A 24,706-nucleotide genomic window follows, 5' to 3' on the forward strand; every position below is an offset into this window, starting at 1 on the left:
GTTCAGCGTCCCTCCACCGCCCGCAAGCGCCACAGCCAGGCCCACGAGCGGCCGTACAGGGTTTCGCTCGCCAGGATGCAGACGAAGATGATGCCCTGCAGGACGACCACCGCTGCGTCCGGCAGGTCGAGCCGGCGCTGGAGAAGCCCGCCGCTGGCACCGATGCCGCCCAGCAGGATGGCGACGGGAATAATCGCCAGCGGATGATGGCGGGCCAGGAACGAGACCAGGATGCCGGTGAAGCCGTAGCCGACGGCCAGCGAGGCATTGGCCTTGCCGTGCACCGCCGCCACCTCGACCATCCCGGCGAGACCCGCCGCCGCGCCGCCGGCGGCACAGGCCACCAGCACGTAGCGGCCGACGTTCAGGCCCATCATGCGCGCGGTCTTCGGGTTGCCGCCGATCACCTGCATGGCGAAGCCGAAGGTGGTGAAGCGCTGCACGACATAGCAGAGCAGGCAGGCCACGATGCCGAAGGCGAGCCCCCAATGGACGTCGCTGCCGCCGATCGTGCCCAGCATGTTGGCGTCGCCGATCGGCGGGGTCGACGGCTTGTTGAGGCTCGTCGGATCGCGCAGCGGGCCCTCGACGAAGTGGTTCATCAGGGCGATGGCGATGTAGGTGAGGAGCAGGCTGGAGATCGTCTCGTTGACGCCGCGATACTGCCGAAGCCCGCCGGCGAGTGCGATCCAGGCACCGCCCACGATCATGGCCGCGGCCGCCATGGTGAGATGCACAACCAGCGGTCCAGAGGCGGACACGGCAACGCCGGCCGCCGCAGCCGCGACGCCGCCCAGGACCAGCGCGCCCTCGTTGCCGATGATGATCAGGCCGAGCCGCGCCGGCAGCGCCGTGCACAGCGCCGTCAGGATCAGGGGTGCCGCGCGCGTCAGTGTGTTCTGGAAGGAGAACCAGCTGCCGAACGCGCCCTGGTACATCAGCGCGTAGGCCTCGAACGGATCGACGCCGGCATAGAGGATCAGCAGCAGGCCGAAGATCACCGCCGACGCCAGCAGGGCCAGCGCCGAGACGGCGATGCGTTCGAGGGCGGTGCCGATACCCGTACTCACAACTGGGCCCTGGTCCGCGGCGCGGCTTAGGACGTCGCGCCGAGAACGCCTTCGACCAGGTAGTTCATGCCCTCGAGCACGGGCTCGGTCTGGGTGTAGGTCGTGCCGCCGGCGATGACGGTGTTGCCCTTGTTGTCCTTCAGCGGGCCCTTGAAGATCGCGAAGCTGCCGTCGACAATGCCCTTGCGGGCTTCCTCGACCTTGGCCTTCGCCGCGTCCGATACGGCGGGACCGAAGGGCGAGTTCTTGACGTAGCCTTCCTTGAGGCCGCCGCGCACGAAGTTGCCCGGTACGCCGCCCTTCTTCATCGTCTCGACGAAGTCGACGTAGATCTTTTCCCACTGCCACTCGGCGCCGGTGAGGTAGCCCTTGGGCGCGAGCTTCGCCTGATTGGTGTGATAGCCGCAGGTGTAGATGCCGGCGCGCTCGGCGGTCTCGATCACGACCTTCGGGCTGTCGACATGGCAGGTCACGACGTCGACGCCCTGCGCGATCATCGAGTTGGTGGCCTCGGCTTCCTTGACCGGCAGCGACCAGTCGCCGGTGAAGATCACCTGGCAGGTGACCTTCGGATTCACCGAACGCGCGCCCAGGGTGAAGGCGTTGATGTTGCGCAGGACCTGGGGGATCGGCTTGGCGGCCACGAAGCCGATCTTGCCGCTCTTGGTGGTCGAACCGGCGACGATTCCGCTGAGATACTGCGCCTCGTCGATGTAGCCGAAGTAGCTGCCGGTGTTCATCGGGTTCTTGGCCTTGTTCCACAGGCCGCCGCAGTGCCGGAACTGGATCTTCGGATACTTCGCCGCCATGCGCAGCATGTGCGGGTCGAAGTAGCCGAACGAGGTCGGGAACAGGAGCGTGGCGCCGTCCATGTTGATCATGCTCTCCATCGATTTCTCGACGGCGACGGTTTCCGGCACCTTCTCTTCCTCGACGACCTTCACGCCGGCCATCTTCTTCAGGACGGCCGCGCCCTCGGCATGGGCCTGGTTGTAGCCGTAGTCGTCACGCGGCCCGACATAGATGAAGCCGACCACCAGCGGCTTCTGCGCCTGGGCGCCGCCTGCGAGACCGAGAACGGCCGCGCCCGCCGCGCTGCCCAGAAGTGCCCGTCGGCCGATATTGAACTTGTCGATCATCGAACGTCCCCCTCGATCGCGTGTCCGGCCGTCGCGGCCCGAAGGGGAAACAGCAAGCGGTGTGCCACGCCTCGGAGGCCGCAAATGCAGGCGAATCCGCGAGAAACGGCCAGTTCGACCGCTCGAATTGTATGCAATTTCACCGAATTGCATTCTTTTTGTGCATGGATGAGTGCAATTCCTGCTTTGGCATCCATCTTGTATGCAAAGCGGCATGCGCACCGACACCAACCCGACCCTGGCCGACAAACTCGCCGCGGCGATCGCCGACGGCATCCTCAACGGCCGGTTGCCGCCCGGCGAACGCCTCGATGAGGTGGGCCTGGCCGAACAGCATGGCGTGTCGCGCACGCCGGTCCGCGAGGCGCTGCGCCAGCTGGCGATGAGCGGCCTGATCGACATGCGCCCGCGCAAGGGCGCGATCGTGTCCAAGGCGACGCCTGAGGAGATCGAGAGCCTGTTCGTGGCCATGGCCGAGATGGAAGCGACCTGTGCCCGGCTGGCGGCCATGAGCATGACCCCGATCGAACGGCGGCGCCTGCAGGCGCGGCACGAAGCGATGGTCGCGCTCGCCGCGGCGGGCGAGACCGAGGCCTATTCGGATGCGAACGTCGCTTTCCACTCGGCGATCTATACCGGCGCTCACAATGCGCCGCTGGCCGAATATGCGATGAACCTGCGGCGCCGGGTCGGGCCCTACCGCCGCGCCCAGTTCCGCGTCGACGGCCGCCTGCTGCGCTCCAACCAGGAACACGACGCCGTCGTTCGCGCCATCGTCTCCGGCGACGCCGCCGGCGCCCACGCCGCCATGATCCACCACGTCAGCCTGGTCGAGGACGCCTTCGAAGCCTTCGCCGCGATCAACGCGGCTTAGAGGCTTTCTGGGCGGGGTTGCATCAGCAGATCCCTCCAACACGCGGCCTCACCCTGAGGAGCGAACGTAGTGAGCGTCTCGAAGGGTCGGCACGAGCACTGCGTCTGTTGCCCATCCTTCGAGACGCACGCTTTCAGCGTGCTCCTCAGGATGAGGTAAATGGTTCGAAGTGAGACGGAAAGACTCTAGAGGTGGCCGACAAGAAACCCCGTCATCTCGACCGGAGCCTCGCGTAGCGAGGCGTAGCGGAGAGATCTTCTCTCTGCGATTTGCCGGCTTTTGGTTGAACGAAGGTCTCGCCACTCCGCACCTTCGGTGCTCCGGCCGAGACGACGGACAAAATAGGACCGTCATCTCGACCGGAGCCGCGCGAAGCGAGGCGTAGCGGAGAGATCTTCTCTCTACGATTTGCCGGCTTTTGGCTGAACGAAGGTCTCTCCACTTCGCACCTTCAGTGCTTTGGTCGAGACGACGGATGTTGCGAGCTAATGTATCTGGTTCGACAGATCCAACCATTCGGGATTGGCGCTCTCGATCAGTGCGGTCTTCTTTTCGCGACGCCACTTCTTGATCTGCTTCTCGCGTTCGATCGCTTGAGGCGCTGTCTCGTGCGACTCGAGATAGACAAGTTTGGTGATGTTGTAGCGAGACGTGTGTTCCGACAGTCCCTGTCGATGCTCGTTCAGCCGACGACCCATATCGGTCGTGATCCCGACATAGAGTGCGCGATGGTTCGGGCTGGCGAGAATGTAGACGACGGGTTGGCGCACCATACGGGTCTATCCTGCTGGGGCCTTTCGGTTCGGCAAGGTCTCTCCACTCCGCGGCGGAGCCTGCCCCGAGGGCTCCCGAGGGGCGCTCCGGTCGAGACGACGGGCTGTTTTGCTGAGTTCTCCCCTCAATTCAGCGCGAACGGAAAATACTTGTCGTTGATCTTCTTGTAGGTGCCGTCGGTCATCATCTCGCCGAAGGCCTTGTTGAGCGCGTCGCGCAGCTTGGCGTCTTCCTTGCGCAGGCCGGCGGCCACGCCGACGCCGAGCGTCTGCGTGTCCTTGATGTCCTGCCCGACCAGCTCGCAGCACTTGCCTTCCGGCTTCCGGCTCCACAGCCAGAGCTGCGCCTTGTCGCCGAACACGGCGTCGACCTCGTCGTTGGCCAGCGCGGTCAGCGCTTCCTGCACCGACGCGTAGCGCTTGAGCTGGGCGGAGCGGCGGAAGCTCTTGTCGGCCCAGTCGGCATGCGTCGAATCCGTCTGGATGCCGATGCGCTTGTTGCGCAGCAGCGACGGCGGCCCGTCGTACGGCGCGCCCTTGGGGGCGATGAACGCGCCCGGGGAAAGATAGTAACGGCGCGACAGGCCCATACGCTGGCGCCGTTCGCGTGTCACTTCCATCGACGACATGATGATGTCGAACTTCTTCTCCAGCAGGCCGGGGATCAGCTCGTCCCACTTCAGCGCGATGAACTCGCACTCCGCCTTGATGCGCTGGCAGGCCTCCTGCGCCAGCTCCATCTCGAAGCCGGCCGGCATGCCCTTGCGATCGAGATAGTTGAAGGGCGGGAAGGCGCCCTCGGTGGCGATGGTGATCTTGAAGGCGGGCGGCGTGAAGGGCGACTTGGGGCCTGGCTTGGCGGCCGGTGCCGCCGCGGCGGGCTTGGCGGCCGGCGCAGGTTTCGCCAGCGGCTTCTGCTGGGGCTGCGCGGGGGGCTGTTGCTGCTGCGCAGACGCGACACCTGTCATCGCCACGAGCGCCAGGAGACAGAGCGCGAGTCTCATGCGACCAGCCGCTCCAGCAGCGCGTTGAGACGCTGCCGTCCCTCCGATGTTGCGCGCAGATGCGTGACGTCGATCTCGAGGAAGCCCGCGCGCACCAGCGGGTCGAGCCGCGTGGCGTCGATCGCCTCGACGGGGTCGACGCCGGTGACGGACGCAAAGGTGGCGCGGTCGATGCCGTCGGCCAGCCTCAGTCCCATCATCAACGCCTCCTCCACCAGGTCCTGTCCCTCGACCGTCGACGTCTCCGCCGTGCCGTGGCCCGTCCGCTCGACGGACTCCAGCCAGGCTTCCGGTCCGCTCGATCGCCGGGTCGCCCGCTTGGCGTTGCCGACGGCGAAGCGGCCGTGCGCGCCCGGTCCGATGCCGACGTAATCCTGATACCGCCAATAGATCAAATTATGGCGGCAGGCAGCCCCCGGCCGCGCGTGGTTGGAAATCTCGTAGGCGGGCAGGCCGGCCTCGATGAGCCGCGCCTGGGTGTGCTCGAACATGGCGGCGGAGGCCTCTTCGTCCGGCAGCACGAAAGTGCCGCGCGCGTGATCGGTGAAGAAGCGCGTCCCGCGCTCGATGGTGAGCTGGTAGAGCGACAGGTGTTCGCCGGCCAGGGCGAGTGCTCGCTCCAGCTCCTCGGTCCACGCCTCCGGCGTCTGGCCGGGCCGCGCATAGATCAGGTCGAACGAATGGCGGGCGAAGTGACGCCGCGCCGTGGCGAGCGCGTCCAGCGCCTCGTCCGTCGAATGCTCGCGCCCCAGGAACTTGAGCGACGCCGCATCGAGCGCCTGGACGCCCAGCGACACGCGGTTGACGCCGGCCTCGGCCAGCGCGGCGAAACGGCTGGCCTCGACCGAGGTCGGGTTGGCTTCCAGCGTGATCTCGATGTCCGGCGCAGCGTCCCAGAGTTCCCTCGTGCGAGCGATCAGCGCGGCGACGGTCTCCGGCTCCATCAGCGAGGGCGTGCCGCCACCGAAGAACATCGTCTCGACGCGGCGCCCCGGCGCTTCGCGCGCAGCGTGTTCCAGCTCGCGCAACAGCGCCGCCCGCCAGCGCGCCTGTTCCACGCCCTCGCGGACGTGGCTGTTGAAATCGCAATAGGGGCACTTCGACTTGCAGAAGGGCCAGTGGACATAGACGCCCAGGGGCGCCGGCTTCATCCGAAGCAGGCCTCGACCATCATCCGGAAGGCGCGGCCGCGATGGCTGATGGCGTTCTTCTCGCTATCCGACATCTCGGCCGTCGTGCGCGTCTCGCCGACCGGCTGGAAGCAGGGATCGTAGCCATGGCCGCCCGTCCCGCGCGGCGGCCAGACGATGGCGCCGTCGAGCGTGCCGTGGAACAGCTCGACATGCTCGTCGGGCCAGGCCAGCGCCAGCACGCAATGGAAGGTCGCGACGCGTGCCGCGTCCGTCTTCGGCACGTTGCGCGCTTCAAGCTCGTCCTGGATGCGTCGCATGCCGACCATGGCGTCGCGCGCCGGCCCTTCCCAGTCGGCGGTATAGACGCCGGGCTGATGATCGAGCGCGTGCACGCTGAGGCCGGAATCGTCGGCGAGACAGGGCAGGCCGCTGGCCCGCACCGCCACCAGTGCCTTCAGGGTGGCATTGTCCTCGAAGGTCGTTCCCGTCTCGTCGGGCGATGGCAGGCCGAGATCGCCGGCCGAGACGATCTCGACGCCGAACGGCGCCAGCATGGTGCGGATCTCGCCCGCCTTGCCGCGATTGTGGGTCGCCACAACGAGCTTCGGCAGGACGAACCGGCGGGCCATCAGTCGAGCCCGACGGCGGCGCGCTGCATCTTGGTCAGTTCGCCGATGCCCTTCTTGGCGAGCTGCAGCAGTTCGAGGAATTGCGCTTCGCTGAAGGGGTCCGTCTCGGCCGTGCCCTGAACCTCGACGATGCCGCCGGTGCCCGTCAGCACGAAGTTGGCGTCGGCCTCGGCCTTGGAATCCTCGGGATAGTCGAGGTCGAGCACGGCGGTGCCCTCCCACAGGCCGCACGATACCGCGGCGACCGTGCCGGACAGCGGATTGGCCGCCAGCTTGCCGTCCTTGATCAGGCGCTGGTAGGCGAAGTGCAGGGCGACCCAGGCGCCGGTGATACTGGCCGTGCGCGTGCCGCCATCGGCCTGCAGCACGTCGCAGTCGATGTTGATCTGGCGCTCGCCCATGGCCTGCAGGTTCACGACGGCACGCAGCGAGCGGCCGATCAGGCGCTGGATCTCCTGAGTGCGACCCGACTGCTTGCCGCGCGCGGCCTCACGGTCCATGCGGGTATGGGTCGAGCGCGGCAGCATGCCGTATTCGGCCGTGACCCAGCCCTTGCCGCTGTTGCGCATCCACGGCGGCACCTTCTCGTCGACCGAGGCGGTGCAGAGCACGTGCGTGTCGCCGAACTTGACCAGGCACGACCCCTCGGCGTGACGGGAAAAGCCGGGTTCCAGGGAAACCGGGCGAAGCTGGTCGGGGGCGCGGCCTGATGGGCGCATTCATTTCTCCTGAGGGGCGGGCGGCCGGTGTGTACCGCCCGGAAGGAGGCGAATCCAGCCGCCATCCCGCATTCCAGCCGGCGTTCATTGACCCTGCCCTCCGCACTACCTACATTTTTCCCATGGCGATTCACCGCATCGGCATGCCCGGGGGTGCCCATGCCGACACCCCGACCGGACAACGCGCCGCCTCCGTCGCGGAACTGAACGAGCGTGCCCGCGAGGTGCTGCGCCACGTGGTGGAAGGCTATGTCGAGACCGGCGAGCCGGTGGGCTCGCGCGCGCTCACGCGGAAGCTCACCGAGACCCTGTCGCCGGCCACCATCCGCAACATCATGGCCGACCTGCAGGATGCCGGGCTGCTCTACGCGCCGCACACCTCGGCCGGCCGGCTGCCGACCGATGCCGGGCTGAAACTGTTCGTGAACGGCCTGCTCGAGGTCGGCAACGTCTCCGAGGAGGAGCGCGAATCGATCGAGGCGCGCTGCGCCACCTCGGGCCGCAGCGTCACCGAGGCGCTGGAGCAGGCGACGACGCTCCTGTCGGGCCTGTCGCGCTGCGCCGGCCTGGTGATGGCGCCCAAGACCGAGCAGCCGCTGAAGCACATCGAGTTCGTCAATCTCGGTCCCGGCCGCGCGCTGGTCGTCACGGTGACGCAATCGGGCCATGTCGAGAACCGGGTGATCGACACGCCGATCGGCATGCCGCCCTCGGCGCTGACCGAGGCCAGCAACTATCTCAACGCGCGGCTGAGCGGACGCACCTTCGACGAGGCGCGGCGGCTGATCCTCGAGGACATCAAGCTGAAGCGCGCCGAGCTGAACGACCTCACCGCGCGCGTGATCGAGTCCGGACTGGCCACATGGTCGGGCGAGCCCGGCGGCGGTGCGCTGATCGTGCGTGGCCAGGCGCGCCTGCTCGAGGACATCACGGCGATCGAGGACCTGGAGAGGGTGCGCATCCTGTTCGACGCGCTGGAGCGCGGCGAGAGCTTCGTGCGCCTGCTCGAACTCGCCAACACGGCTTCGGGTGTCCAGATCTTCATCGGCGCCGACAATCCGCTGTTCGCCAACACCGGCTGCTCGATGGTGGTCGCGCCGTTCCGCGATTCGCAGGAGCGTATCCTCGGCGCCATCGGCGTGATCGGCCCGACGCGGCTGAACTACGCGCGCATCATCCCGCTGGTCGACTACACCGCGCGCGCCATCGGGAGGGTGGTCGGGTAAGGCATCAGCGCTTCACCAGTCCTTTTCGTCGAAATCCTCGAACTGCTTCATGCGCTCGTCTTCCTCCGGGCGCGGCTGCGCCTCTTCGTCGGCGGCATGTGAGAGGACACGAAGGCGGGTGTCGCGATTCAGCAACGGCAGCAGTTCCAGGAGATCATCGCGCGAGAAGGCGACGCAGCCCTGCGTGCCGGCATAGTCGTCGCGCGCGATGTGGAGGAAGATGGCGCTGCCCCATTCGCCCTCCGGCGGATCGTCGTTGTAGCCGACCACGACCACGACGTCGTAGAGCCCGTCCTCGCGCCACATCTTCTCGTGGCTCCACTCGTTCGGGATGCGGACCAGCCGGTTGTAGGTCGGCGAGCGCGGGTCGTCGCACCAGCCGTCATGCTCGTTGATCGGCCGCGCCGGCAGGCCGGTTTTCGGCAGGACCACCCGGTCGTTGCGGAAATAGATGCGGCGCAAGGGGAATTCGCCGACCGGCGTGGCCGAATCGCCCTCGACCTTGTCTTCACGGATCCCGCCTGCACCCACCGTGCAGCGCCAGCGCCGCTCCCCCAGGCTGGCCCAGCCCAGCGAGGTTTCGGCCGAATCGGCCTGTACGATCAGGACATTCTCGTCGGTCATTGCCCGGTACTCCAGTGCCCTTCATAAAGGCACGCTCTTGAGGGAGAAAGCGATGGCTTATGTCGTAACCCCGCCGGCCACCGTCGGCGTGCCGGTCCACGGAACCGGCGACCTGTTCCCGGTCCGCCGCATTTTCTGCGTCGGCCGCAACTATGCGGCCCATGCCCGCGAGATGGGACACGATCCCGACCGCGAGCCGCCGTTCTTCTTCACCAAGCCGGCCGACGCGATCGTGGTCTGCGCCGACCCGAAGAACCCCACCAAGGTCGCCTATCCGCCGGCCACCAAGAACCTGCACCATGAGATGGAGCTGGTGGTGGCGATGAAGTCGGGGGGCGCGAACATCCCGGTCGAGAAGGCGCTGGAGCACGTGTACGGCTACGGCGTCGGCCTCGACATGACCCGCCGCGACCTGCAGAACCAGGCCAAGGACATGGGCCGCCCCTGGGACATGGGCAAGGGCTTCGACCAGTCCGCGCCGATCGGCGAGATCTATCCGGCCGCGAAGATCGGCCATCCATCGAAGGGCACCATCCAGCTCGACGTCAACGGCAAGACCCGCCAGAAGTCGGATCTCAACGCGCTCATCTGGAGCGTGCCCGAGACGATTTCCTACCTGTCGGGCCTCGTCACCCTGGCCGCCGGCGACCTGATCTATACCGGCACGCCCGACGGCGTCGCCGCGGTGGTGAAGGGCGACACGCTGTCGGGCTTCGTCGACGGCTGCGGCACGGTGACGTGCGTTCTGGTGTGATGCTGGGGGCGCAACAGCTCTAGCTTCGCTAAAGCTGTTGGGCCCGGAACGTATCGCACTGACGAGGGTCACCCGTATCGAGACCCCTGCGGAACCAGCGTGAGCGTTGCGCACTGGTGCCGTGGGTGAAGCTGTCGGGCACGACGCGTCCCTGGCTCTGCCGCTGCAGCGCGTCGTCGCCGATCGCGGTGGCGGCGGCCAGCGCCTGGTCGACGTCCTTGTCGTCGATCATACGGCCGCCGCGCTGCCTGTCGGCGCGGTTGGCCCACACGCCGGCGAAGCAGTCGGCCTGGAGTTCGACGCGCACCGACAGCGCGTTGGCGTCGCGCTTGCTCATGCTCTGCTGCATCTGCTGGACCTTGGCCGAGATACCGAGCTGGTTCTGCACGTGGTGGCCGATCTCGTGGGCGATTACATAGGCCTGCGGGAACTGACCGGGCGCGCGGAAGCGGCGCGCCAGCTCGTCGAAGAAACCGAGGTCGAGATAGACCCTCTGGTCGGCCGGGCAATAGAACGGCCCCATCGCCGCCTGGCCGACGCCGCACTGGGTGCGCGTGGCGTCGCGGAACAGCACCAGCTTGGGATCGCGATACTGGCGGCCCATGCCCTGGAAGATCTCGTGCCAAACATCCTCGGTGCTCTTCAGCACGCGCGACACGAACTGGGTCTCGGCATCGCCGGCCGGCGCCGGCGTGCCCGGCGTGCGGCTGGCCGACGAGGAGGGAGGCGCCGGCGCGTAGCTCGAGGTGCCGCCGCCCGCGATGTCGCTCAGGATGGCGCCGGGATCGGCGCCCATGATCATGGCGATGACGACGAAGGCCACCAGGCCGATGCCGCCCTTGAACAGGCCGCCCCCGCCGCCGCCCATCGGAATGGGAAAGCCGCCGCCGCCGAATCCCCCGCCGCCGAACCCACCGCCTTCGCCGCGGCGATCCTCGATGTTGCTGCTCTCGTCGCCATCCATCTGCATGGCCAGGTCTCCTTGGCCGGGAAGTTCCCGGCGAGATCGTGTCCGGATCGTCTATAGTGCCCGGCGATGAGCCTCACCATTGCGACCTGGAACATAAATTCGGTCCGGCTGCGGATCGCAAACGTCGAACGGTACCTGAAGTTGCGCCAGCCCGATGTGCTGTGCCTCCAGGAGACCAAGTGCCCGGACGAGTTCTTCCCGCACGAGGCGTTCGAGAAGATGGGCTACACCCACCGGTTCGTGCAGGGGATGAAGGCCTATAACGGCGTGGCGATCCTCTCGAAGGTGCCGTTCGCCGCTGGCACCATCCATCACCGCTGCGGCAAGGAGGATTGCCGTCACGTCGAGGTCGCGCTCGACGTCGGTGGCGATCCGATCCTGCTCGACAATCTGTACATCCCGGCCGGCGGCGACATTCCCGATCCCGACCTCAACGTGAAGTTCGCGCACAAGCTCGATTTCTATCGCGAGATGGCGGACTGGTACGCCGCGCGCAAGCCCGGGCCGCGCGCCCGCAAGGGGCTGCGCCGCATCACCGTGGGCGATCTCAATGTGGCGCCGCTGGAGCACGACGTGTGGAGCCACAAGCAACTCCTCAAGATCGTCTCGCACACGCCGGTCGAAGTGGAACTGTTCGGCAAGCTGCAGGCCTCGCTCGACTGGATCGACGTGCCGCGCAAGTTCGTCCCGGAGACCGAGAAGCTCTATTCGTGGTGGAGCTACCGCAACAACGACTGGCGCACGTCGAATCGCGGCCGCCGGCTCGACCATATCCTGGCGAGCCCTGCCCTTGCCGGCGCGATCCGCAGTCATCACATCGACGTGGACTTGCGCGATTGGGAGAAGGCATCGGACCATGTGCCGGTGTCGGCAACATTCGAAGTCTAGTGTGAAATTCGGGGGAGCCCGCCATGCTGCAAATCATCGTCACCATCCTGATCGGCTTCGTGGTCGGTCTCCTGGCCCGCTGGATCGGTCCCGGCGCGCAGATCCAGGGCTTCTGGATCACCGTCCTGGTCGGCGTCGTGGGCTCGGTGATCGCCACCTATGGCGGCCAGGCGCTCGGCCTCTACCGCGCCGGCCAGCCGGCCGGCTTCATCGGTTCGGTGATCGGCGCGATCGTCCTGCTGGCGCTGGTCCAGCTTTTTGGCCGTTAGTTCCACCGAATCAATGGAGCGCGCCACTCCAGTGGCGCAATCATGATCTTGAGCGCCACCGGAGTGGCGCGCTTCATCGAGTCAGCTCACGCGGTAGATGAAGTAGCGGTCCTTCGGCACGCCCGGGGGCTCGGGCAGGCGCTGCCAGCGCGCGACCTCGAGCGACTGGTTGGCGAGCACGTAGCTGCCCGAGGCGGCTAGCCGGTCGAGCGCGGGTCCCAGCCATCTGCCCATCGCGACGTTCGCGTCGTGATCGCCGGTGCCGAGATCGGTGTGGATCAGCGCGGCAGTCGGCCCGAGCCTGCGCACGGCTTCCTCGATCGTGCGATCGGCGTCGCCGAGGAACAGCCGGTCGTCGGGCGGGATGCAGTCGGGATGGGCCGCCACCTTGCGTTCGAACACATAGATGTCCCGGCCGGGAAAGAGCTCGCGCAGGTGATCGTAGGTGCGGCCGTTGCCCAGGCCGACTTCGAGGATCGGACCCGGTAGGGAATCGATGGCGGGCTTCAGGAAGTTCAGGCAGTCGCGCTGCGCCTGCATGCGCGCGATGAAACTGTCGAGACGGCTCATGACGATGCGATGACTCTTGCTGGACTCTTGCGGGCCGTTCAGGCGGCCTTGGTGGCGGCGCGCAGCTTCTGGTTGGTGTCCTCGAGACGGTGCGCCAGCTCGCGCATGATCTCGATCGCCATCTCGGGGAACTCCGCGACCAGGCGATAGAACATGTCCTTGGTGATCTTGAGCGTGGCGAGCGGTTCCTTGGCCTTGATGGTCGCGGTGCGCGGCACGTCGCACAGGATGGCGATCTCGCCGAAGAAACTGTTGCGCTTCATCTCGGCGACGGCGATCTGGCCGCTCGGCGTGTCGATCAGCACGTCGGCCGTTCCTCCCAGGATGACGTACATCGTGTCGCCCGGGTCGCCCTGGTGACAGACCTCCTGGCCGATGCCGAAATTCACCCGCTCGCTGGTGAAGGCCAGCAGCTTCAGTCTCGCCTGCTCGACCTTCGAGAAGATCGGCACGCCTTTCAGCAGTTCTACTTCTTCGTTGAGGTTCATCGTGTCCTCCTCGGGCCTATCCCGACGCCATCAGGTCGGTGTAGAGCCCGCCCCTTGCCGCCAACTCCGACGGCGATCCCTGGGCGACCACGCGGCCACCCTGCATAACGACGATCTGGTCGAACGGCTCCGCCTGGCTCGGCCGGTTGGCGATCCAGATCAGGCCGCGGTCCGCTTCCCGGGCGTCCGCCAGGACATTGTCGCGGATGCGATCCTGGGTGCGGCCGTCGAACATGGCGACCGCCTCGTTGACGACCATCAGCTGCGGCCGCTTGATCAGCGCGCGGGCAATGCCGAGTTTCTGGCGCTGCGTCGCCGGCAGTCTCTTGCCGCCGACGCCGACATTGTACTCCAGGCCGACCTCGATCACCGAATCGCGCAGGCCGAGTTCGTCGAACACCTGCGCGATCAGAGTGCCGATGCGCTCGCCGGCCTGCGCCTGGCCGTAGACCAGGCGGCCGAACAGGATGTTGTCCTGCAGGGTGGCGGCGCTGTTGTAGCGCTCGAAATCGTAGAACTCGACGGCGTCGCGCAGGTTGGCCGGCAGGCCCTCGGCGAAGGCGCGGCGGGCGCTGAGGATCCGCTCTTCCATGGCCGCGTCGATCAGGCCGAGGCGATGACGGGCCTCGATGTAGCGGAACGGCAGGGTCATCAGGCGGATACGATCGGCCTCGGGCACCGCCTCGATTCCCTTGCCGCCGAGACGCTGCAGCAGCAGCCGGACGTTGGGCAGTTCATCGGCCGAGATGAAGCTGTACTGCTCGAACAACGGATTGTCGGGCGACAGGCCGGAGAACAGTTCGACCATGGTCTCGGCGATGGTGAGGCCCATGCGCTGCAGGTCGAGATCCAGCCCCGTCTTCCGCAGGACCGACATCACGTAGGGATCGGCCGCGAGGTTGTCGCCGTCGAACTGCTTGCCGAGCGCCGTGCCGAACAGCAGGTTTTCGGCGACCGACAGGTTCTTGTTGTAGTGATCCTTGTTGAACGGCTCGACCAGTCCGGCATAGGTCCCGTCCTGGAGATGCTCGTGCAGCGTATGCCGCGCCTTGAGGATCTTCTCCGCCAGGTCGGGCCGCAGGGCTGCATCGATGGTGCCACGCAGGCCGAGCGTGTAGATGTCCTCGTCGAGGTCGACCTGCTTCAGCACCCGCACCATGCAGGGCAGCAGATCAGCCGGCCCGGTGGCGCCGGCCAGCTCATAGTCGACCCAGTCGGCATTGGGATCGAAGGCCGGGTTGCCGGCGCGCACCGATTCCTTCCAGAACGTCTCGCGGAGTGCCCGCGTGGCCTCGTCATAGGTCGCCGGCGCCACGGGCCGCAGCTTCAGGCCGAACAGGAGATTGTCGCGCACGGACAGCGGGAAAAGGTAGGTGTCCTGCCCGACATAGGCGAGCCGCGCGCCGATGACGTACTCCGGCAGCTGGAAGAAATCCTTGCCGTCGATGCGGATCGAACCGCTGGCCGGCAGGGTCTGGCGCGCCAGCACCTGGGCCAGCACGTCCTTGCCCGAGCCCGCGCCGCCGATCACGGCCACGCGACGGTTGAGCGGCAGGGTCAGCGAGAGGCTGTCGAGCTGCTTCACCCTGCCGTCCTCGCTCACGACGACGCCGGCCAGGGCCAGCTCCTTGCCGAGCGGCGGCGGCGGCCCGTCGGGGAGCGCCTGAAGCTCCGGGGGCATCATGCCCTCGGGCTGGAACTGGTCGATCACCTGCTCGTACTTGATCTGCACGTCCTGGCGCTGCTGGTCCCAGTCGATCAGCTCCTTGATGGGCGACGGCAGGTCCTTGTAGGCGAGCAGCACGCCGACCACGGCGCCGACATCCATATGGCCGGTGATCGCGAAGTAGCCGCCGACCAGGTAGATGGCGAAGGGCGTCGCCTGCGACAGGATGTTGTTCCAGAACTTGGCGACGAACTTCTTCTGGTAGAGGTCGAAGCGGATCTTGAAGATCACGCCCAGCCGCTCGGCAATGTCCGCGCGTTCGTAGTTGGCCGCGCCGTGGATGTGGATCTCGTGCACGCCGTCGGCGGTTTCGGCGATGCGGCCAGCGAGCTGGCGGGCCGAGATCTGGCGCTGGCGGCCCAGCACCAGCACGGGCTTGCGCAGCCGCGGGATGATCGACATCTGCACGGCCAGCAGCACGATCACGATGATCCCGAGCAGCCAGTTCTGCATCATGATGAAGATGATGGCCGTCAGCGCCTGCCCGCCGAGGAACATCGGCTGCACGAAGGCGTCGCCGATGAAGCCGCCCAGCGGTTCGACCTCGTCCTTCACCATGGTGGCGAGTTCGGCCTGCTTCACCTTCCGGAAATGGGCCGGCGGGAAGCGCAGGATACGGTCGTAGAGTTCGTAGCGCAGGCGGCGCAGCATGCGCTCGCCCATGCGGCCCTTCTGGGTGTTGATGGTCTTCTTGAACAGGCCGTTGACGACGACCGCACCCAGGAAGACGAAGCTCATCACCACGAGATACTGGAGCTGGTCGACCTGGAATCCGTCGAAGAAGCGGATGACCCTTCCCGGGAAGATGGCCGAGAGGTCCAGCTCCCAGACCAGGAAGGGGATGGTCTTGGTGTCCTTGAACGCGTTGCCCTGGATGCCGTTGTTGATGACCGACTTCGGCACCGTCAGCGACATGAAGTAGAAAATCTGGGCCAGGACCACCAGCAGCAGGATGACGACCTGTTCGGGCCGGCTGTGTCGCCAGATGTAGGAGAAGAGACTGCGTTCCATGAATCCTGCGCCGCCGCGATCCAGTCTCTCCCTATAGGCGATCAGTGCCTTGATTACATTAGATATTTGCCGGGTTGCCGCACCCGGCTTCGCGTCCCCTGCGGCTTGTGGCATAGTCTCGGCGTCGTTCACCGGTCGGGGCAGCTGCTTCGGCGATGGAGAGGCCAATGCCCGCCAGCACCCGGTCCAAACGCGTACTGCTCTACAGCCACGACTCATTCGGCCTCGGCCACGTGAGCCGGTGCCGTACGATCGCCAACGCCATCGTCGAAGCCGACCAGTCCGTATCGGTGCTCATCCTGTCCGGATCGCCCGTCGTCGGTTCCTATGAGTTCCGGTCGGGGGTGGACTTCGTGCGCATTCCCGGCGTCGTGAAGATCGAGACCGGCGAATACGACTCGGCCAACCTGCGGATGAACGTCGAGCATACGCTCGAGATGCGCACCCGCATCATCCGCGATACCGCCGACATCTACCGGCCCGACCTCTTCATCGTCGACAAGGAGCCGCTCGGCCTGCGCGGCGAGGTCGGACCCGCCCTGCGGCTGCTCAAGGATCGCGGCACGCCGCTGGTTCTCGGCCTGCGGGACGTGATGGACGATCCGGCGCAGCTCGCGAAGGAATGGGAGCGCAAGAACGTCGTGCCCGCGCTGCGCGACCTCTACGACGAGATCTGGGTCTACGGCCTGCCGCAGGTCAACAAGCCCCTGACCGGCATCGACGTGCCGCCCTCGGTGCGCCACAAGATGGTCTATACCGGCTACCTGCGGCGCGAACTGCCGCTGCATGGCGACGTGCCGCATGAATTGGAGGAGATCGAGGGTCCCTTCATCCTGGTGACGCCAGGCGGTGGCGGCGACGGCGTCGAACTGGTGGACTGGGTGCTCGCCGCCTACGAGACCGACCCCAACATCCCCTACGGAGCGGTCATCGTGTTCGGCCCGTTCATGCCGGCCACGGCACGCGAGGCCTTCAAGGAACGTGCCGCGCGGTTCCCGAACATCCAGACCCTCACCTTCACCAACAATCTCGGCGCGCTGATGCAGAGCGCCGCCGGCGTGGTCGCCATGGGTGGCTACAACACGTTCTGCGAGATCCTGTCGTTCGACAAGCGTGCGATCATCGTCCCGCGCACCCATCCGCGCCTCGAGCAGTTCATCCGCGCCCGTGCCGCCCGCAACATCGGCCTGATCGAGATGCTGGATCCCAATCGCGGCCGCGATCCACAGGCGATGGCCACGGCGCTGCGCCACCTGCCGCAACAGGGCCTGCCGAGCGACGTCGTGGTGCCGGGTCTGCTCGACGGGCTGGGCAGCGTCTGGCGGCTCGTCTCCAAGCAGCTTTCCCATCCGCACCGCGGCCCGGCCTCGCTCGATGTGGCAGAGACACTCGGTGCGTACATGGGCGGCGAACTCGCCTCGGCGGACCCCGTTCCCTTGCCGGGACGCCACCGCAGCTGATTTCCGGACACTGATGTCGAACGAAAAGAATGGGCCCAGGGTCGCGGTCGTCCTGAAGGGCTGGCCGCGCCTCTCCGAGACCTTCATCGCCCAGGAGATCGCCGGCCTCGAGGCGCGCGGCGTGGCGCTGGAGCTCTGGTCGATGCGCCATCCCACCGACAAGGCGCGTCATCCCGTCCATGATCGCGTCGCGGCCAAGGTCGTCTATCTGCCCGAGTATCTCGAGGACGACCGACGCCGCGTATTGTCGGCCTGGCTGAAGGCCCGCCATTTGCCCGGCTACGCCGCGGCGCGCGCCAAGTTCCTCGCCGACTACCGGCGCGACCGCTCGGCCAATCGCGTGCGGCGTTGGGGCCAGGCGCTGGTGCTGGCGGTCGAATTGCCTGACACGATCGAGCGGCTCTATGCGCATTTCCTGCATACGCCCGCTTCGGTGACGCGCTACGCCGCCACCATGCGCAGCCTGCCCTGGAGCGTGTCGGCGCACGCCAAGGACATCTGGACCAGCGAGCCCTGGGACATCAGCGAAAAGCTGGCGGACTGCGCCTGGCTTGTGACCTGCACCAAGGTCGGCCTGCAGCGGCTGAAGGAGCTGGCACCGGACCCGGGAAAACTGCGCCTCGTCTATCACGGGCTCGACTTCGCCCACCTGCCGCCGCCGCCGGCCTCGCGGCCGCCGCGCGACGGGTCGGATCCGGCCGATCCGGTCGTGATCCTCTCGGTCGGCCGCAAGGTCGAAAAGAAGGGTTACGACGATCTCCTGAACGCGCTCGCATCTCTGCCGGCCAACCTGCACTGGCGCTTCGAGCATGTCGGCGGGGGGGACTTGTCCGATGCGCTGAAGGCGCAGGCCACTGCCCTCGGCATCGCCGACCGTTGCGTCTGGCGGGGTGCCCAGCCGCAGAAGGCTGTGTTTGCGGCGCTGGCGAGCGCCGATCTGTTCGTGCTGGCGAGCAAGAGGGCTGCCGACGGCGACCAGGATGGATTGCCCAACGTGTTGATGGAGGCGGCGCATCAGGGCCTGCCTCTCGTGTCGACGCAGGCGGCAGCCATCGGCGAGTTCGTCGAAGATGGCGTGACCGGCCTGCTCGTGCCGCCCGCCGCCCCGCATGAGCTGGGTCTGGCGCTCGCCCGCATGATCGCCGATCCGGCGCTTCGGCAGCGGCTGGCGCAGCGTGCCGGCGAAGTCGTGCACACGCGCTTCTCCTACGAAGCCGGCGTCGAATGGATCGCGTCGGCCCTGCAGGGTCGCACGGGCGAGGGCACCGACACCGCGCGCGCCGCGGAGTAGGCGTGCGCGTCCTGCTGCACACGCCGCTGAAGGCACCCGACAGTCCCGTGCCTTCCGGCGATCGCGAGATGGCGCGCGGGCTGGTTCGCCTGCTCGAACGTCTCGGCCACGAGGTCCTGATGCCGGCCGCGAGTCGCGTCGCGCCGGGCGTGCCGCCGATGGATTCCCATCTCGCCCGTGAGCGCCGCGCACGCGCGCAGGCGGCGCGATTGATCGCGCGCTGGCGGGCGCTGCCGGCGCATCATCCGGAGCGTTTCGACCTCTGGTTCACCTATCACTGCTACTATCGCAAGCCGGACTGGCTGGGTCCGATCGTTACGCAGGCGCTGCGCATCCCCTATGTGATCGCCGAGGCCTCGCATGCGCCGCGCCGCGCACAGGGTGCGACACGGATCGGCCATCGTGCCGTGGAGCGGGCGCTGGCGGCGGTCGACCTCGTGCTGACCGTCAATCCGCGTGACGTTGCCGGCGTGAAGGCGCGGCTGCGGCCCGGCGCCCGCCAGCTCTGGTTGCCGCCCTTCATCGACGTCGCACCGTTCCGTGTTCCCTCACGCCGGGACGCTGCACAGCCTCCCCTGCTGCTCAGCGTCGGCATGATGCGCACGCGCGACAAGCTCGATTCCTACCGGGTGCTGGCCCGCGCCTTCGCCTCGATGAAGGACAGGGAGTGGCGCGCCCTTCTGGTGGGCGACGGTCCCGCGCGGGCCGAGATCGAGACGCTGATGGCGCCCTTCGGATCCCGCGTGCGTTTTGCCGGCGCCGTACCGCACGCCGAACTGCCCGCGCTCTACGCCGCCGCGGACCTTTACCTTTGGCCCGCGATCAACGAAGCCTACGGCATGGCCTTTCTCGAAGCCCAGGCGGCCGGCCTGCCCGTCGTCGCCGGCCGCACCGGCGGTGTGCCCGCGGTCGTGGCCGATGGCGTCACCGGCCTGCTGACGCCGATCGGAGACGCGGCGGCCTTTGCGGCCGCGGTGACGCGCCTGCTGGAGTCGCCGGCTGAACGCACACGGCTTGGCGTTGCCGCCGCGGCGCGCGTGGCCGCGCATCACGACGAGCGCGCCGCGGCCCATGCGCTGGCGTCCGCGCTCGCGACACTGAAGGGCGTGCGGTGATGCATGCCGTGCCCTTCGCCCTCCTGCGCCATGCGCCCACCGTCTGGAATGGCGAGGGCCGGTTGCAGGGATTGACCGACACCTGTCTCAGCCGCGAAGGCGAGGCGGCGGCGCGGCAATGGCGCCTGCCGCCGCCCGCCGATCGCTGGAAGCGCGTCAGCAGTCCGTTGCAACGCGCGCGCCGCACCGCCGAGCTCGTGCGGCCCTCGATGCCTGTCGCCCTCGATTCCCGCCTGCGCGAGATGAGCTTCGGCATCTGGGAAGGTTTCACCGTGAAGGAGCTGCGGGCCGCGGGCGGCGAAACCTTCGCCGCCGCGGAAGCCGCCGGTCTCGATTTCCATCCGCCGGGCGGCGAGTCGCCACGCATGACGATGGCCCGCCTGTCGCAATGGAGTTCGACCCTCACCGAGCCCGTCGTCGCGGTGTCGCACAAGGCGGCGATCCGGGCGTTGCTGGCGCTGGCAACCGGCTGGAACATGCTGGGCCGCCCGCCGCACAAGCTCGATTGGACGTGCCTGCATTTCTTCGTGGCCCAGGGTGGGGGCCGCGTCACGATCGAGCGCCTGAACGTGCCGCTCACCCCATGAGCGCGCGCGTCTTCTTCTACGTGCAGCACCTGCTGGGCATCGGCCATCTGCGTCGTGCCGCGGCCCTGGCGCGGGCGTTGGCCGCGGGTGGCTTCGATGTGCTGCTGGTTTCGGGCGGCGCGCCGGTCGACGGGCTGGCGCTGGGCGGTGCGCGGCTGCATCAACTGCCGCCGGTGCGCGCCGCCGATGCGCGGCTGAAGGAGCTGGCACGGCTCGACGGCTCGCCGGCCGACGAGACGTTTCGCGCGAAGCGCACGCGGCAGCTGCTCGACCTGTTCGCGGCCGAGGCGCCCGATATCCTGCTGACCGAACAGTTCCCGTTCGGCCGCACGCAGCTTCGCTTCGAGCTGCTGCCGTTGCTCGAGGCGGCGCAGGACAGGCCCTCGCCCCCCTGGATCGTCTCGTCGATCCGCGACGTGCTGCGCCGCACCGCCTCGCCAGCGAGGGTCGACGAGATGGTCCAGACCTTCGAGGCCTTCGATGCCGTTCTGGTCCACGCCGATCCCGCCCTGGTACGGCTGGACGACAGCTTCCCCGCCTGGCCGGACATCCAGGAGCGCGCACTCTATACCGGCTACGTGATGGATTCGCAGGCCGCGCCTCCGTCCGGCGACACCGTCGGCACGGGCGAAGTGGTCGTGTCGGCCGGCGGTGGAGCCGTCGGCGCGCCGCTTCTCCATGCCGCCATCGCGGCGCGGCCGCTCTCGCCCCTGGCCGATCGCCGGTGGCGCCTGCTGGTCGGGCCGAACATGCCGGAGGCGGACGTGGCGGCGCTCCATGCGTCAGCCGGTGACGGCATCGTCGTCGAGCCGGTCCGCGCCGACTTTCCGGCGCTGCTGCGCAACGCCGTGCTGTCGGTCTCGCAGGCCGGCTACAATACGGTGGTCGAGACGCTCTGCCATGGCGATCGCGCAGTGCTGGTGCCGTTCGGCACGGCGCGCGAGACCGAGCAGGCCGACCGGGCGCGCGTGCTGGTCGAGCGCGGCATGGTCGCGGCCGTCGCGCCCGACGATCTGACGCCCGCGAGCCTCGCGGCCGCGATCGGTCGAGCGTGGGCCGGCCCTTCGATCCGCAGTTTCCCCCCGGTCGATGCCGGGGGTGCCGCGGCCACCGTCGCGGCACTGAAGGAGATGGTGGCGCCATGAGCGGCTGGCAGGCACTCGCCGAGGAGGTGGCGCGCTGGCGCGACGCGGGCCGCGTCGCCGAGCTGTGGTGGCGCGACGACGACGCCGTCGATGCCGGCCGCGCTCTCGATCGCCTCCTCGCCGTCGGGCGCGAGACCGGTACGCCGCTGGCGCTCGCCGTGGTGCCGGCGCAAGCGACGGCCGCGTTGGCCGATCGCCTCTCGGAAGAGCCCGGGGTCGACGTGCTGCAACATGGCTATGCCCACGCCAATCATGCGATGGCGCCGGAGAAGAAGATCGAGCTCGGCCTGCAACGTCCCGCGATGCTGGTCCTGGGCGAACTCGGTACCGGCTGGATGGCGCTGGAGCGGTTGTTCGGTTCGCGGGCGCTCGCTGTCATGGTACCGCCATGGAACCGCATTGCGCCGATCCTCGTGCCGACCTTGCCGGAGATCGGCTATCGCGGTCTCTCGACCTTCGGGCCGCGCGCGCGCGTCCATCCGGTTCGCGGCCTCCTGCAGGTCAATACGCATGTCGACCTGGTCGACTGGAAGGGCGGTCGCCGCTTCGCCGGCGAAGAGACGGCCCTCTCCGCCCTCGTGACCGCGCTCGCGCGTGCACGCGGCGGCGACGGCGAGCCGATCGGCATCCTCAGTCATCATCTTGCGATGGACGCCGGGGCATGGGATTTCCTAAGGTCGTTGTGTGAAAGAATGACAAGACTGGAGAACATCCGTGTGCGCAGCGCGCGCGAGCTGTTTGCTCCTGAAGCCGGACGTCAGGGAGGGCGCGGGTGACTTCCGCAGATCTGCGCTATCCGCAGCAGACGCTGGTGGCCGATTATCTGCGCGCCACGGCGGGCGTGGTGCTGTGCGGCGCGCCGCTGCTGCTGCTCGACGTCAATCGCTGGCTGGCGGCGCTCCTGCTGGCGGGTTTCGCCCTCTTTGCGCTGTTCCTGGTGCGCACGGCCCTGCGCCATCGCACGCGCTTCGTGCTGGGCCCGGACACGCTCTGCGCCGACGGCCCCGTCGGGACGCTGGTGGAATGGAATCGTCTCGACCGCCTGAAGCTCAGCTATTTCTCGACCAAGCGCGACCGGTCGGATGGCTGGATGCAGCTTAGCGTCGGCTCGACAGGCGGCAGATTGATAAAGGTCGATTCCGCGCTGGAGGGCTTTCACGATATCGTGGAGCGGGCGGCGCAGGCGGCCGAGGCGACGGGCGCGCCGCTGAGCGACGTGACGCGGGCGAATCTGAGATCGATGGGCATCGTGGTGGTGGGTCAGGAAGAAACGGTATGAAGGATCTGCTGCGCGTCGAGGACCTGACCGTCGAATTCGGGGTGCACGAAGGCGTGCTGCGCGCCGTCGACAAGGTGTCGTTCTCCATCCCGCCCGGCGGCACGGTGGCGCTGGTGGGCGAGTCGGGCTCGGGCAAGTCGGTCTGCAGCCAGGCGATCATGGGCCTGCTGCCGCGCACCGCGAAGATCACGACGGGCTCTATCCTGTTCCAGGACCCGCGGGTCGACCAGGGCGTCGTCGACATCGCCCGCATCGATCGCGCCGGTCCGGCGATGCGGCGCATCCGCGGCGGCCAGATCTCGATCATCTTCCAGGAGCCGATGACCTCGCTGTCGGCCCTCCACACCGTGGGCGACCAGATCGGCGAGGCGGTGGAGTTGCACGGCGCCCAGCCGGGCGGTCCGCTCGGCGGCAAGCATGGCCGCAAGCTCAGCCGCGCCGAGATCGACGGGCTGACCGTCGACATGCTGCGCATGGTGGGCTTCCCCGATCCGAAGCGGGCGCTCAGGACCTATCCGTTCGAGCTCTCCGGCGGTCTTCGCCAGCGCGCGATGATCGCCATGGCCCTGGTCTGCCGCCCGGCGCTGCTGATCGCCGACGAACCGACCACCGCGCTCGACGTCACCATCCAGGCCCAGATCCTGCGCCTCATGAAGGACCTGCAGTCCGAGCTGGGCATGGCGCTGCTGATGATCACCCACGATCTCGGGGTGGTCGCCAACGTCGCCGACGACGTGGTCGTGATGTATCGCGGCAAGGTCGTCGAATCGGGCGACCTGCACGACATCTTCCGCGATCCGCAGCATCCCTACCTGCGGGCGCTGCTGCATGCGGTGCCGCGCTTCGACATGAAGCCCGGCGAGCGGCTGCAGCCGATCCGCGAGATCAAGGGCTCGACCGGCCATCTGCTGAAGGAGAAGCCGGTCTCGGCGCCGACCGCGACGTTCAATCCGGACGCGCCCGTGCTCAAGGTGCGCCACGTCACCAAGACCTTCCGCATCCGCAAGGCCGACACGCTGATGGAACAGCTGCTGGGCGGCGGCACGACGCGCTCCATCCGCGCCGTCAACGACGTGAGCTTCGACGTGCTGCGCGGCGAATGCCTCGGCCTGGTGGGTGAATCGGGCTGCGGCAAGACCACGCTCAGCAAGATGCTGATGCGCGGCATCTCGGCCGACGCAGGCCAGGGCGGTCGCGTGATCTTCGACGACTGGGGCCGCAAGATCGACGTGATGAGCCTCGAGGGCGAGGAGCTGAACCGCTTCCGCACCAAGCTGCAGTTCATCTTCCAGGATCCGTTCGGCTCGCTGAACCCGCGCATGACGGTGTACGACATCCTGGTCGAGCCGCTGGTCATCCACGGCATCGGCGACGATGCCTATCGCCGCGAGATGGTGGCCGAGCTGATGGAGATGGTCGGCCTCGACCGCCGGCACCTCAGCCGCTATCCGCACTCCTTCTCCGGCGGCCAGCGCCAGCGCATCGGCATCGCGCGCGCCCTCGCGCTGCGTCCCGACATGGTGATCTGCGACGAGCCGGTCTCGGCGCTCGACGTCTCGATCCAGGCCCAGATCCTGAACCTGCTCAAGGACCTGCAGAAGCAGCTCGGCCTCACCTACCTGTTCATCAGCCACAATCTCGCGGTGGTCGACTACATCGCCGACCGCATCGCCGTGATGTGCGCCGGCCGCCTGGTCGAACTCGCGCCGGCCGGCGAGCTGTTCAAGAATCCCATGCATCCCTACACCAGGGCGCTCCTTTCGGCGGTGCCGATGCCCGATCCCGATGCCCGCCTCGACCTCGGCGCGCTGATGGAGGGCAAGGCGTCCGATCCCACGGCCTGGCCCGAGCCGTTCCGCGACGACGGCAAGACGCCGCTTCTCTGGACCGAGGCCGAGCCCGGCCATTACATCCGCGTCTCGCGGCCCGATCTGTACCCGACCGGGCGAGAGGTGGTCTGAC

The 24,706-nt window shown here is 67.7% G+C and carries 25 protein-coding genes; 13 read left to right on the plus strand and 12 right to left on the minus strand.

Annotated elements, in window-relative coordinates:
• Positions 1–2: 2 nt before the first annotated feature.
• Positions 3–1,070: an ABC transporter permease gene (locus Q0Q48_RS03665; RefSeq protein WP_366915267.1), complete on the minus strand. Its 1,068-nt coding sequence runs from the start codon at positions 1,068–1,070 to the stop codon at positions 3–5.
• A gap of 26 nt (positions 1,071–1,096) precedes the next feature.
• Positions 1,097–2,209 (minus strand): BMP family ABC transporter substrate-binding protein, encoded by a 1,113-nt coding sequence (locus Q0Q48_RS03670; protein ID WP_295134172.1) that lies wholly within the window; start codon positions 2,207–2,209, stop codon positions 1,097–1,099.
• A gap of 214 nt (positions 2,210–2,423) precedes the next feature.
• On the opposite strand from Q0Q48_RS03670, the gene Q0Q48_RS03675 reads away from it, so the two are divergent.
• The gene (locus tag Q0Q48_RS03675; protein WP_295134176.1) at positions 2,424–3,083 is read left to right on the plus strand and encodes a GntR family transcriptional regulator; all 660 of its coding nucleotides are present in this window, start codon (positions 2,424–2,426) and stop codon (positions 3,081–3,083) included.
• A gap of 485 nt (positions 3,084–3,568) precedes the next feature.
• Here the strand turns inward: Q0Q48_RS03675 and Q0Q48_RS03680 are convergent, their stop codons facing one another.
• From Q0Q48_RS03680 to rph, 5 genes are all read right to left on the minus strand, one after another.
• Positions 3,569–3,856 (minus strand): GIY-YIG nuclease family protein, encoded by a 288-nt coding sequence (locus Q0Q48_RS03680; RefSeq protein ID WP_295134180.1) that lies wholly within the window; start codon positions 3,854–3,856, stop codon positions 3,569–3,571.
• Between the two features lie 125 nt (positions 3,857–3,981).
• A complete protein-coding gene (locus tag Q0Q48_RS03685) occupies positions 3,982–4,860 on the minus strand; it encodes a transporter substrate-binding domain-containing protein (RefSeq protein ID WP_295134184.1) in 879 nt (292 codons plus the stop codon).
• Positions 4,857–6,011, minus strand: coding sequence for a radical SAM family heme chaperone HemW (hemW, locus tag Q0Q48_RS03690; protein ID WP_295134187.1), 1,155 nt, complete (start codon positions 6,009–6,011; stop codon positions 4,857–4,859). The genes Q0Q48_RS03685 and hemW overlap by 4 nt, the downstream gene beginning before the upstream one ends.
• Entirely contained in the window at positions 6,008–6,622 is a 615-nt protein-coding gene (rdgB, locus tag Q0Q48_RS03695) for an RdgB/HAM1 family non-canonical purine NTP pyrophosphatase (protein WP_295134190.1), read from the minus strand. The genes hemW and rdgB overlap by 4 nt, the downstream gene beginning before the upstream one ends.
• Positions 6,622–7,341 carry a ribonuclease PH gene (gene rph, locus Q0Q48_RS03700; RefSeq protein ID WP_295134193.1) on the minus strand — a complete coding sequence of 240 codons (720 nt, stop codon included), beginning with the start codon at positions 7,339–7,341 and terminating at the stop codon, positions 6,622–6,624. Before rph ends, rdgB begins: the two co-directional genes overlap by 1 nt.
• A gap of 122 nt (positions 7,342–7,463) precedes the next feature.
• Between rph and hrcA the strand changes: the two genes are divergently transcribed.
• Entirely contained in the window at positions 7,464–8,567 is a 1,104-nt protein-coding gene (gene hrcA, locus Q0Q48_RS03705; RefSeq protein ID WP_295134196.1) for a heat-inducible transcriptional repressor HrcA, read from the plus strand.
• 12 nt (positions 8,568–8,579) lie between these two features.
• On the opposite strand, the gene Q0Q48_RS03710 is transcribed toward hrcA, so the two are convergent.
• A complete protein-coding gene (locus Q0Q48_RS03710; protein WP_295134199.1) occupies positions 8,580–9,191 on the minus strand; it encodes a L,D-transpeptidase family protein in 612 nt (203 codons plus the stop codon).
• Between the two features lie 52 nt (positions 9,192–9,243).
• On the opposite strand from Q0Q48_RS03710, the gene Q0Q48_RS03715 reads away from it, so the two are divergent.
• Positions 9,244–9,945 (plus strand): fumarylacetoacetate hydrolase family protein, encoded by a 702-nt coding sequence (locus Q0Q48_RS03715; protein ID WP_295134202.1) that lies wholly within the window; start codon positions 9,244–9,246, stop codon positions 9,943–9,945.
• A gap of 28 nt (positions 9,946–9,973) precedes the next feature.
• Here Q0Q48_RS03715 and Q0Q48_RS03720 read toward each other — a convergent pair whose 3' ends face one another.
• On the minus strand, positions 9,974–10,915 hold the full coding sequence (locus Q0Q48_RS03720; protein ID WP_295134206.1) for a neutral zinc metallopeptidase: 942 nt from the start codon (positions 10,913–10,915) through the stop codon (positions 9,974–9,976).
• A 66-nt stretch (positions 10,916–10,981) separates the two neighbouring features.
• Here Q0Q48_RS03720 and Q0Q48_RS03725 point away from each other — a divergent pair, with 66 nt between their 5' ends.
• Positions 10,982–11,803 carry an exodeoxyribonuclease III gene (locus Q0Q48_RS03725; RefSeq protein WP_295134209.1) on the plus strand — a complete coding sequence of 274 codons (822 nt, stop codon included), beginning with the start codon at positions 10,982–10,984 and terminating at the stop codon, positions 11,801–11,803.
• A 23-nt stretch (positions 11,804–11,826) separates the two neighbouring features.
• Complete coding sequence (locus Q0Q48_RS03730; protein WP_363247529.1) at positions 11,827–12,072, plus strand: GlsB/YeaQ/YmgE family stress response membrane protein; 246 nt, start codon at positions 11,827–11,829, stop codon at positions 12,070–12,072.
• Positions 12,073–12,153: 81 nt separating this feature from the next.
• On the opposite strand, the gene Q0Q48_RS03735 is transcribed toward Q0Q48_RS03730, so the two are convergent.
• Genes Q0Q48_RS03735 through Q0Q48_RS03745 form a run of 3 tightly spaced genes read right to left on the minus strand, consistent with a single transcriptional unit; the run spans position 12,154 to position 15,867 of the window.
• Positions 12,154–12,642 (minus strand): class I SAM-dependent methyltransferase, encoded by a 489-nt coding sequence (locus Q0Q48_RS03735; RefSeq protein ID WP_295134211.1) that lies wholly within the window; start codon positions 12,640–12,642, stop codon positions 12,154–12,156.
• A gap of 38 nt (positions 12,643–12,680) precedes the next feature.
• Positions 12,681–13,130 carry a Crp/Fnr family transcriptional regulator gene (locus Q0Q48_RS03740; RefSeq protein ID WP_295134215.1) on the minus strand — a complete coding sequence of 150 codons (450 nt, stop codon included), beginning with the start codon at positions 13,128–13,130 and terminating at the stop codon, positions 12,681–12,683.
• A 16-nt stretch (positions 13,131–13,146) separates the two neighbouring features.
• A complete protein-coding gene (locus Q0Q48_RS03745) occupies positions 13,147–15,867 on the minus strand; it encodes an ABC transporter ATP-binding protein (protein WP_295134218.1) in 2,721 nt (906 codons plus the stop codon).
• Between the two features lie 167 nt (positions 15,868–16,034).
• Here Q0Q48_RS03745 and Q0Q48_RS03750 point away from each other — a divergent pair, with 167 nt between their 5' ends.
• The 8 genes from Q0Q48_RS03750 to Q0Q48_RS03785 are packed head-to-tail and all read left to right on the plus strand — an operon-like array spanning position 16,035 to position 24,705.
• Positions 16,035–17,327, plus strand: coding sequence for a glycosyltransferase (locus Q0Q48_RS03750; protein ID WP_295134221.1), 1,293 nt, complete (start codon positions 16,035–16,037; stop codon positions 17,325–17,327).
• A gap of 13 nt (positions 17,328–17,340) precedes the next feature.
• Complete coding sequence (locus Q0Q48_RS03755) at positions 17,341–18,618, plus strand: glycosyltransferase (RefSeq protein WP_295134225.1); 1,278 nt, start codon at positions 17,341–17,343, stop codon at positions 18,616–18,618.
• 2 nt (positions 18,619–18,620) lie between these two features.
• Entirely contained in the window at positions 18,621–19,733 is a 1,113-nt protein-coding gene (locus tag Q0Q48_RS03760; protein ID WP_295134227.1) for a glycosyltransferase family 4 protein, read from the plus strand.
• 8 nt (positions 19,734–19,741) lie between these two features.
• Positions 19,742–20,320: a histidine phosphatase family protein gene (locus tag Q0Q48_RS03765; RefSeq protein WP_295134230.1), complete on the plus strand. Its 579-nt coding sequence runs from the start codon at positions 19,742–19,744 to the stop codon at positions 20,318–20,320.
• Positions 20,317–21,465, plus strand: coding sequence for a glycosyltransferase (locus Q0Q48_RS03770; RefSeq protein ID WP_295134233.1), 1,149 nt, complete (start codon positions 20,317–20,319; stop codon positions 21,463–21,465). The genes Q0Q48_RS03765 and Q0Q48_RS03770 overlap by 4 nt, the downstream gene beginning before the upstream one ends.
• Positions 21,462–22,241 (plus strand): polysaccharide deacetylase family protein, encoded by a 780-nt coding sequence (locus Q0Q48_RS03775; RefSeq protein ID WP_295134236.1) that lies wholly within the window; start codon positions 21,462–21,464, stop codon positions 22,239–22,241. The genes Q0Q48_RS03770 and Q0Q48_RS03775 overlap by 4 nt, the downstream gene beginning before the upstream one ends.
• Entirely contained in the window at positions 22,238–22,744 is a 507-nt protein-coding gene (locus tag Q0Q48_RS03780) for a hypothetical protein (protein ID WP_295134239.1), read from the plus strand. The genes Q0Q48_RS03775 and Q0Q48_RS03780 overlap by 4 nt, the downstream gene beginning before the upstream one ends.
• On the plus strand, positions 22,741–24,705 hold the full coding sequence (locus Q0Q48_RS03785) for an ABC transporter ATP-binding protein (RefSeq protein ID WP_295134241.1): 1,965 nt from the start codon (positions 22,741–22,743) through the stop codon (positions 24,703–24,705). Before Q0Q48_RS03780 ends, Q0Q48_RS03785 begins: the two co-directional genes overlap by 4 nt.
• Position 24,706: the final 1 nt, after the last annotated feature.

This window comes from uncultured Reyranella sp., assembly GCF_945957355.1.
Lineage (GTDB): Bacteria > Pseudomonadota > Alphaproteobacteria > Reyranellales > Reyranellaceae > Reyranella.

Coding starts and splice junctions, on each gene's coding strand:
- Q0Q48_RS03730 (WP_363247529.1), top strand. CDS start 11,827: ATGCTGCAAATCATCGTCACCATCCTGATCGGCTTCGTGGTCGGTCTC.
- Q0Q48_RS03745 (WP_295134218.1), bottom strand. CDS start 15,867: ATGGAACGCAGTCTCTTCTCCTACATCTGGCGACACAGCCGGCCCGAA.
- Q0Q48_RS03670 (WP_295134172.1), bottom strand. CDS start 2,209: ATGATCGACAAGTTCAATATCGGCCGACGGGCACTTCTGGGCAGCGCG.
- rph (WP_295134193.1), bottom strand. CDS start 7,341: ATGCGCCCATCAGGCCGCGCCCCCGACCAGCTTCGCCCGGTTTCCCTG.
- Q0Q48_RS03725 (WP_295134209.1), top strand. CDS start 10,982: ATGAGCCTCACCATTGCGACCTGGAACATAAATTCGGTCCGGCTGCGG.
- Q0Q48_RS03740 (WP_295134215.1), bottom strand. CDS start 13,130: ATGAACCTCAACGAAGAAGTAGAACTGCTGAAAGGCGTGCCGATCTTC.
- Q0Q48_RS03710 (WP_295134199.1), bottom strand. CDS start 9,191: ATGACCGACGAGAATGTCCTGATCGTACAGGCCGATTCGGCCGAAACC.
- Q0Q48_RS03775 (WP_295134236.1), top strand. CDS start 21,462: ATGAGCGGCTGGCAGGCACTCGCCGAGGAGGTGGCGCGCTGGCGCGAC.
- Q0Q48_RS03680 (WP_295134180.1), bottom strand. CDS start 3,856: ATGGTGCGCCAACCCGTCGTCTACATTCTCGCCAGCCCGAACCATCGC.
- Q0Q48_RS03675 (WP_295134176.1), top strand. CDS start 2,424: ATGCGCACCGACACCAACCCGACCCTGGCCGACAAACTCGCCGCGGCG.
- rdgB (WP_295134190.1), bottom strand. CDS start 6,622: ATGGCCCGCCGGTTCGTCCTGCCGAAGCTCGTTGTGGCGACCCACAAT.
- Q0Q48_RS03735 (WP_295134211.1), bottom strand. CDS start 12,642: ATGAGCCGTCTCGACAGTTTCATCGCGCGCATGCAGGCGCAGCGCGAC.
- Q0Q48_RS03685 (WP_295134184.1), bottom strand. CDS start 4,860: ATGAGACTCGCGCTCTGTCTCCTGGCGCTCGTGGCGATGACAGGTGTC.
- Q0Q48_RS03755 (WP_295134225.1), top strand. CDS start 17,341: ATGTCGAACGAAAAGAATGGGCCCAGGGTCGCGGTCGTCCTGAAGGGC.
- hemW (WP_295134187.1), bottom strand. CDS start 6,011: ATGAAGCCGGCGCCCCTGGGCGTCTATGTCCACTGGCCCTTCTGCAAG.
- Q0Q48_RS03770 (WP_295134233.1), top strand. CDS start 20,317: ATGAGCGCGCGCGTCTTCTTCTACGTGCAGCACCTGCTGGGCATCGGC.
- hrcA (WP_295134196.1), top strand. CDS start 7,464: ATGGCGATTCACCGCATCGGCATGCCCGGGGGTGCCCATGCCGACACC.
- Q0Q48_RS03750 (WP_295134221.1), top strand. CDS start 16,035: ATGCCCGCCAGCACCCGGTCCAAACGCGTACTGCTCTACAGCCACGAC.
- Q0Q48_RS03715 (WP_295134202.1), top strand. CDS start 9,244: ATGGCTTATGTCGTAACCCCGCCGGCCACCGTCGGCGTGCCGGTCCAC.
- Q0Q48_RS03720 (WP_295134206.1), bottom strand. CDS start 10,915: ATGCAGATGGATGGCGACGAGAGCAGCAACATCGAGGATCGCCGCGGC.
- Q0Q48_RS03785 (WP_295134241.1), top strand. CDS start 22,741: ATGAAGGATCTGCTGCGCGTCGAGGACCTGACCGTCGAATTCGGGGTG.